Here is a 7,413-nt window from a genome sequence, read left to right as displayed (position 1 = left end):
GCCCCCAGCGCCGCCAGGCACCCGCACCGGGCCCCCGGCAGCCCCGCCACCCCGCCGGGACGCTACAGCCGGCTCAACGACGCCGCCGCAAACAGCACGTCCCGGATCGCCTCCCGGTCACCGTGCTGCCCCGCGGCCGCCTCCTCCGGCGAGATATGGCCCGCGGCCAACTGACAGAACTCGACCCCGTCCAGCGCGATCTCCGCCACCCTCCGCTCCGCCGACGGCTTCGCGGCCGGCGAGTCCAGCGCGATGTCCCAGCCGCCACCGCCCGCGCCCTCGATCTGCAGGTGCAGCGTCCGCCCCGGCGCCCCCGCCTCGACCAGGCCGCGCGCCGGCCCGGCCAGACCGGCCCTGCGGCGCTGCGCCAGCGCCCCCGGCAGCAGCCGGGCCGCCAGGTCGATCATGCGGTGCAGGTGCGGCCCGGACGGCGCCCCGTACGGGTAGTCCACCGCCTCCGCGATGTCCCACGCGTGGACCCAGCACTCGAAGGCCCGCTCCAGGAACGCGTCCCCGAGCGGCAGCGCGAAAGCCCCGTAGTCGACGGCCAGTTCGGCCACGCCCCCGCCGGCGAAGGACACCGTACGGACCAGGGTGTGCCCCTGTTCCCGCCACGGGTCGCGGACCTTCCGGGTGGTCGGGTGCCCCGGCGCGTCCCAGAAGAACTCCGTCCGCGCGGCCGGGTCGGCGCCCCGCGGCGCGTCCGGACCCAGCGGGTCGTCCAGGCCCAGGGCCGTCGCGATCAGGCCGTCCACCGTCATCAGGTGACCGATCACCCCCGCCACCGTGGTCCGCTGCGAGCGGCGCTCCTCGTCCTCGAACCACTTGAGCCGTACCGGGGTGTGCCACTCCGAGTCCCCGAAGTCCTGGAGCAGCGCGTCGAGCCGCGCCGTCTCGGTGTCGTACGGGCTCGCCCACACCGGCACCGGTATGCGCGCGGGCCGCTTGCCGAGGCAGTCCTCCAGCACCCGCGACCGCAGCAGCGGCTTGAGGTCGAGGGTCTCCTCCGGGTGCAGCAGGCCCACCGCGTCGCGCAGTCGCAGCGCCTCCTCCGCGCACGGCGCGCACTCGGTGAGGTGCTCCTCCACCGCGTGCGTCTCCTCCGCGGAGCACGCGGCCAGCGCCCACGCCCCGAGCAGGGACTTCAGCACGGCGTGCGAGGGCCGGACGTACCCCGGCTCACACCGCGGCCCCGCAGACGGCAGCTCGGGCGGCGCGGGCGGCACGGGCGGCGCGGCCGAATCGGGCGGCGCGGGCGGCTCCGGCGGCGCGGCCGGCTCCGGCAGCTCCGGCAGCACGGGCGAAGCGGCCGGCTCCGCCGCCGCCGGCTCCCCCGGCACCGGCGCGCACCGCGGGTCCAGGTCGTCGGCGGGGCCGCGCGGACCCGGTATCCGGGCGGGGCCCGCCGGCCGCTCGTACCCGTCGTCGGGACGCTCGGCGGGGCCGGTCATCGACGGGTTCCATAGCTGCGGGGGCCGTATCCGGGAGGGGTGGTGTCCTCCAGCGGGAGGGTGTTGGCGGTCGACAGCAGCTGCAGCCCCAGCCGCAGCCGGCGGCGCGCCTCGTCCTCGCTGATCCGGAGGTCGGCGGCGGCCTGCCGGTAGTCGCGCCGCTTGAAGTACGCGAGTTCCAGCGCGGCGCGCAGCGGCGCGGGCATGGAGGTGACGATGAAGTCGGCGCGGGCCGCGGCGCTGGCACTGCGCACCTTCTGCTCCAGTTCCTCGTGCGAGCCCCGGCCCCGTTCGGCCTGGCGGAGCCGGGCCACGGCCTGGCTCTGGGCGATCCCGGCGACCCAGGACCGCATGGAGCCCTCCTTGGGGTCGTAGGCGTCCGGGTTCTCCCAGATGTAGCCGAAGACCTCGCGGGTGATCCGGTCCGCGGCCTTCTCGTCGCCCAGCACCCGGTGCGCCAGGCTGTGCACGAGGGAGGCGAAGCGGTCGTACAGCTCCCCGAGCGCGGCGGCCTCACCGCGGGCGAGGCGCTGCTGCATGCGGCGGTCCCAGCGCGGTGGTACGTCCTTCGGCATAGTGCCCCCAGCCGTGTGTCGACGCATCGAATGTAGTGGGCACATGGCGTTGTGCGCCTGTTTTGGGGGAAGCCCGCCTCGAAAATGCGCTGTGCGTGATAAAGGCGCGGCACGGCGGGAACGCTGGTACGAGCATGGGCACATGGGTACAGGTGTACGCGCCCCGTCGCGCTCCCCGTGCGCGGGTTCGATGTCGCCACCTCCTTGACCGCTTCGCTTAACGCGCAGGCCACGTAGGCCGTACGCTCCTGCATTGTCTTGATCTGAACCCCACCGCACACGTGAAGGCGGAACGCCGAACATGGACAGCGCAGAATACGAGCGCAAGATCGCCGCCCGATTCGCCACCTTCGACCAGGACGGGTCCGGCTATATCGACCGGGAGGACTTCAGCTCGGCCGCGAAGGCCGTACTGACCGAATTCGGTACCACCGCACGCTCCGACAAGGGCCAGGCCGTCTTCGCCGGCGCCGAGGCCTTCTGGCAGGGCATGGCGGGCATCGCGGACGTCGACGGTGACCAGCGGGTGTCCCGCGAGGAGTTCATCACCGGCGCGGCGAAGCGCCTGCGGGACAGCCCCCAGCGGTTCGCGGAGATCGCGCGGCCGTTCCTGCGGGCCGTGATCGCGGTCGCGGAGACGGAGGGCGCCGGGGCGACGCCGCCGGCGACGGCGCGGGTGCTGACCGTGCTCGGCACGCCTCCGGAGCAGGCCGCGCAGGTGGCGGCGGCCCTGGACACCGACGGCGACGGCCGCATCTCGGAGGACGAGATCCTGGCGGCCTTCGCGTCGTACTGCGGCGTGGAGGCCCCGGACGCCTGACGCCCGCGGCGCGGGCCGGGAGGTCGACGGCGGGGCCCCGCGGCCCCGCCCCTCCCCCTGCCCGGGGGCAGCCCGCACGGCAGCGACCCCGGCGGCCCCACCGGGAACAGCGGCGGCAGCGGCAGCCGCTAGGCGAAGACCACTGTGCGCGCGCCGTTCAGCAGCACCCGGTGCTCGCTGTGCCACTTCACCGCGCGCGCCAGCGCCTGGCACTCCACGTCCCGCCCGATCGCGACCAGCTGGTCGGGGGTCACCTCGTGCCCCACCCGCTCGACCTCCTGCTCGATGATCGGGCCCTCGTCCAGGTCGGCGGTGACGTAGTGGGCGGTCGCGCCGATCAGCTTCACCCCGCGCGCGTGCGCCTGGTGGTACGGCTTCGCGCCCTTGAAGCTCGGCAGGAACGAGTGGTGGATGTTGATGATCCGCCCGCTCAGCTCCTTGCACAGCGTGTCCGACAGCACCTGCATGTAGCGGGCCAGCACCACCAGCTCGACGTTCTCCGTCCGCACCAGTTCCAGCAGCTCCGCCTCGGCGGCCGCCTTCGTGTCCTTCGTCACCGGGATGTGCACGAACGGCAGGTCGTACGAGCCGACCAGTTCCGCGAAGTCGGTGTGGTTGGAGACCACGGCCGCGATCTCCACCGGCAGGGCGCCGATGCTCGAGCGGAACAGCAGGTCGTTCAGGCAGTGGCCGAACTTCGACACCATCAGCACGATCCGCATGCGCTCGTCGGAGCGGTGGATCTGCCAGTCCATCCGGAAGGAGTCCCCGATCGCGGCGAAGCTGGCGCGCAGTTTGTCCACGGTCACCGCGGGCTCGGCCTCGAAGTGCACCCGCATGAAGAAGAGCCCGGTCCCCCGGTCTCCGAACTGCTGGCTGTCCACGATGTTGCAGCCGGTCATGAAGAGGTAGCTCGACACGGCGTGCACGATGCCCTGCTTGTCGGGGCAGGACACGGTCAGGACGTACTGCTGGAGGGGCTGGGCCGGGGCCTCGGGCTGCGGGTCGCTCATGACCCGACAGCCTTTCACACCGTGCGGGTCAGGATCCTCAGCAGCTCCAGCGACCGCGGCCGCTCGTCGGGGTCGTCCCCGTCCGCCGTGGCCAGCCGTACGTGCGCCTCGCGCGCGGCGCGCACCGCCTCGGGCCACGCGTGGTGCTCCAGGTAGGCGGAGACGGGTGCGTCGGAACCGACCTGGTGCATGATCCGCAGCACCCGCAGCACGGCGAGGTCGACCACGGCCGCCTCCTGCGAGTCCCGCAGGATCGTGCCGACGTACTTCTCGGCCGACCAGCTGTCGAGCCAGGTGTCCTCCACGAGCCGGTACACGGCGTCGGTGATGTCCCCGTACCCTTCGGTGCCGGCGAGCCAGACCTCTTCGTGGAAGACGGGGTCGGAGAGCATGTGCAGCGCCGAGCGCACGTTGCTGCGCCAGCGCCACCACGGCATGTCGTTGAGGGGCATGCCGCCCATGGTGGAGGAGCGGCCGCCGCGGCGGGAAGAGTTCTTCGAACCTTGGGCGAATGTCACGCTTTCGATCGTACGTTCCTGTCCGGCGCGATCTTGAGGCGCCTGCGGCACCGGGGGACCCGCACCTTCCCCGGCAATTCACCGGGACGTCACCGAATGTTGTGTACACCTCACACTTCAGTTCCCCGGGGAGCGGAATGGTGCATGGACATGACCGACTGGCACCGCGCAGCAACCCTCTCCCGCACCCTCCTCGCCGCAGCGATGGGCGCGTGTCTCGTCGCCGGGTGCGGGGTGATACCCGGGGGTTCCGCCGGCTCCGGAGCCCCCGGGGACACCCTCACCGTCATGACCTTCGCCCCCGAAGGGACCGCCGCGACCAACATGTCCGGCATGCCCGCCATGGCCCGGGCGTACGAGCGCTGGGTGAACTCCAAGGGCGGCGTCAACGGCCGCCGCCTGCGGGTTCTGACCTGCAACGAGAAGAACACGCCCACCGGCGCCGCCGACTGCGCCCGCAAGGCCATCTCCGAGAAGGCCGTCGCCGTCGTCGGCTCCTACAGCCAGCACGGGCGCGCCTTCATGGCCCCGCTGGAGGCCGAGGGCATCCCCTTCCTCGGCGGGTACGGGGTCTCCTCCGAGGAGTTCCAGTCCACCCTGTCCTACCCCGTCAACGGCGGTCAGCCCGTCCTCCTCGCCGGCGCCGGCCACCAGCTCGGCCGCGCCTGCGGCCAGGTCGCGCTGGTCCGTCCCGACACCCTCGCGGGCGACTCCCTGCCCGTCCTGCTCAACGCCGGGCTGCGCGCCAACAAGATGGGCGACGCCTCGGACATCCGGGCCGCCGAGGACTCGGCGGACTTCGCCCCGCAGGCCCGCGAGGCCCTGTCCACCACCAGCGGCGGCAAGGAGCGGGGCTGTGTGACGGCGGTGCTCGGCGAGCGGACGGAGACCTTCTTCGACGCCTTCCGCCGGGCCGACGCCCAGAAGAAGAACCCGCAGATCTCCTCGGTGCTGGGCAGCCTCAGCCAGTCGCTGGTGGACCGCACCGGCGGCCGGGAGAGCCCCTTCGAGGGCGCGTACCTGACCAGCTGGTACCCGGTGTCCACCGATCCCCTGTGGGATCCGATGCGCAAGGTGATCTCCGAGCACGCCGTCGGCCAGGACGGCCTCGACGCCGCCGACAGCGGGGCGCAGACCACCTGGATCGCGTACACCGTGCTGAACGAGATCGTGAACCGCTTCAAGAGCGACGAGGACGTCACCGCCCGCAAGCTCGCTCGCGCGCTGAACCAGTCACAGGCCGTCGCGACCGGCGGCCTGACCCCGGACCTGAGCTGGCGCTACCAGGACATGCGCGCGGTCGGCGGCTTCCCCCGCATCGTCAACGGCCGGGTCAGCTTCCAGGTCGTCCAGGCCGGCCGGCTCGTCGCCCAGCAGGGCGAGCAGTCGATGGACATGACCCCGACCCTGGAACAGGCGCCCCGGGCGGCCTGACGGGGTTCAGGGGTGGATCGCCGCCCCTGAACCCGGACCGGGTCTCAGAGCTGCGACCTGTCGCGCTTCGTGAGGGAGTACTTGGCCGCGATCGTGTTCCACAGGGTCGCGGCCTGCTCCTTGGACCGCGTCGCGTCGCCGCTCGCCTTGTTGCCGGCGGCGGCGTTGTCGGTCGACTTGGCCTTGCCGTCCTTGCAGCCCTTGTCGCCGCCCACGTCCTGCGCCCAGGCCGCGTAGCTGTTGTCGGCGGCCGCCGACGACTGCCAGGCCTTGGTGAGGGCGGCGCTCAGCTTCACGTGCTCCGGGAGCTGGTCGACCTTCAGCTCCTTGAGGCGCGTGACGAGCTCCTCGCGCTGGCGGGCCGCGTCGCGCAGGTCGGCGGCCGCCTGGTCCAGGTTGTTGCAGACCTTGATGTCCTCGACGGCCTTGATCACCGCTTCCCGGCTGTCGCTGCTGTCCGCGAGGAGCTTGTCCAGCTGGACGGCCTGCGGGCTGCCCGGGTCCACCCGGGGCTCTCCGGCCGGGGCGGAGCCGCCCGCGGCGCTCGGCGCGGCCGGGATCGCGCCGGGGTCGTTGTTCTTCGGCTTGCCGTCGCCGAGTAGCGAGCCGACGCCGAGGCCGACGACGGCCAGGCCGATGACGACCGCGGCGATGACCCCCGGCGAGACCTTGCGGGGGGCCTCCGGCGGCGGGGGCGGAGCTGCGGCGAACTGCTGCTGCGGGTGGTGGGGTTGCTGCGGGTGGGGTAGCTGGGGGTGCGGTTGCTGCGGGTGCGGTTGCTGCGGGTGCGGTACGGGGCCCTGCCCGCGCGGCGGGTACGGGCGCGGCGGCTGCTGCCGCCGCACCGGCTCCCGCACCGGCTCCCGCACCGGCGGCAGTTGCTGCGTGTGCCCCGCGGAGTCGTCGCTCCCGCGGAACAGCCCGTCGAACTCCGCGGCGGGCACGGGGGCGATGTACTGCGTCGCCGCCTCACCGGGCGCGGGCCCCGCCGGCACCGGCGGGATGTACTGCGTCGCGTCGTCCCCCGGACCCGCCGGCACGGGCGGGATGTACTGGGTCACCGCCTCGGGCAGCGGCGGGTAGCCGTAGCCGTGCGGATCCCCCGGGCCCTCGTACCCGGGGCCCACCACGTGCCCGGCCCCGGCCGGCCCCGGCTGCGGGTAGCCGTACCCGGGCGCCGGATGGCCGTGCGGATCCTGCCCGGGCTGCGGATAGCCGTACGCGGGCTGCCCCGGCTGCGGGGGGCCGTACGCGGGCTCGCTCGCCTGCGGGGTTCCGTACGGGGGCTGCCCCGGCTGCGGGGTTCCGTACGCCGACTGCCCCGGCTGCGGGGTTCCGTACGCCGACTGCCCCGGCTGTGGGGGGCCGTACGGGGGCTGCTCCGGGTGCGGGGGGCCGTACGGGGGCTGCTCCGGGTGCGGGGGGCCGTACGGGGGCTGCTGCCCGGGTGGGGCGGTCTGCCCTTGCTGCGGGTAGCCCTCGGTGCCGTCCGGCCGCGCCGGGTGGGCGGGGTCCGGACCCCACGGGGCACCCGGCTGGGGGGCGCCCCCTCGTCCGTTCTCCGTCACCGGGACTCCTTCTCCGACTCGCCCGAACACACCT

7 protein-coding genes are annotated in these 7,413 nt (G+C 73.6%); 2 read left to right on the top strand and 5 right to left on the bottom strand.

Going from position 1 to position 7,413, the window contains the following annotated elements:
* Nucleotides 1–62 precede the first annotated feature (62 nt).
* Together OTB16_RS37880 and OTB16_RS37875 are read right to left on the bottom strand one after the other, a co-directional pair.
* Nucleotides 63–1,451, bottom strand: a complete 1,389-nt coding sequence (locus OTB16_RS37880) for a zf-HC2 domain-containing protein (protein WP_267727276.1) — start codon at nt 1,449–1,451, stop codon at nt 63–65.
* Nucleotides 1,448–2,026: a sigma factor gene (locus OTB16_RS37875; RefSeq protein ID WP_267727275.1), complete on the bottom strand. Its 579-nt coding sequence runs from the start codon at nt 2,024–2,026 to the stop codon at nt 1,448–1,450. The genes OTB16_RS37880 and OTB16_RS37875 overlap by 4 nt, the downstream gene beginning before the upstream one ends.
* A gap of 301 nt (nt 2,027–2,327) precedes the next feature.
* Here OTB16_RS37875 and OTB16_RS37870 point away from each other — a divergent pair, with 301 nt between their 5' ends.
* Nucleotides 2,328–2,846, top strand: a complete 519-nt coding sequence (locus OTB16_RS37870) for an EF-hand domain-containing protein (RefSeq protein WP_267727273.1) — start codon at nt 2,328–2,330, stop codon at nt 2,844–2,846.
* 128 nt (nt 2,847–2,974) lie between these two features.
* Here the strand turns inward: OTB16_RS37870 and purU are convergent, their stop codons facing one another.
* Together purU and OTB16_RS37860 are read right to left on the bottom strand one after the other, a co-directional pair.
* Nucleotides 2,975–3,859, bottom strand: a complete 885-nt coding sequence (purU, locus tag OTB16_RS37865; protein ID WP_267727272.1) for a formyltetrahydrofolate deformylase — start codon at nt 3,857–3,859, stop codon at nt 2,975–2,977.
* 14 nt (nt 3,860–3,873) lie between these two features.
* Nucleotides 3,874–4,320, bottom strand: coding sequence for an SCO4402 family protein (locus OTB16_RS37860; RefSeq protein WP_267727279.1), 447 nt, complete (start codon nt 4,318–4,320; stop codon nt 3,874–3,876).
* A gap of 207 nt (nt 4,321–4,527) precedes the next feature.
* Between OTB16_RS37860 and OTB16_RS37855 the strand changes: the two genes are divergently transcribed.
* The gene (locus OTB16_RS37855) at nt 4,528–5,811 is read left to right on the top strand and encodes an ABC transporter substrate-binding protein (RefSeq protein WP_267727270.1); all 1,284 of its coding nucleotides are present in this window, start codon (nt 4,528–4,530) and stop codon (nt 5,809–5,811) included.
* Nucleotides 5,812–5,855: 44 nt separating this feature from the next.
* On the opposite strand, the gene OTB16_RS37850 is transcribed toward OTB16_RS37855, so the two are convergent.
* Nucleotides 5,856–7,379, bottom strand: a complete 1,524-nt coding sequence (locus OTB16_RS37850; protein WP_267727269.1) for a hypothetical protein — start codon at nt 7,377–7,379, stop codon at nt 5,856–5,858.
* Nucleotides 7,380–7,413 lie beyond the last annotated feature (34 nt).

Source organism: Streptomyces antarcticus, assembly GCF_026627255.1.
GTDB classification, from domain to species: Bacteria; Actinomycetota; Actinomycetes; order Streptomycetales; family Streptomycetaceae; genus Streptomyces; species Streptomyces antarcticus.
Note: the sequence above shows the minus strand (reverse complement) of the source record. Positions and strands in the feature narration are given on the sequence as shown.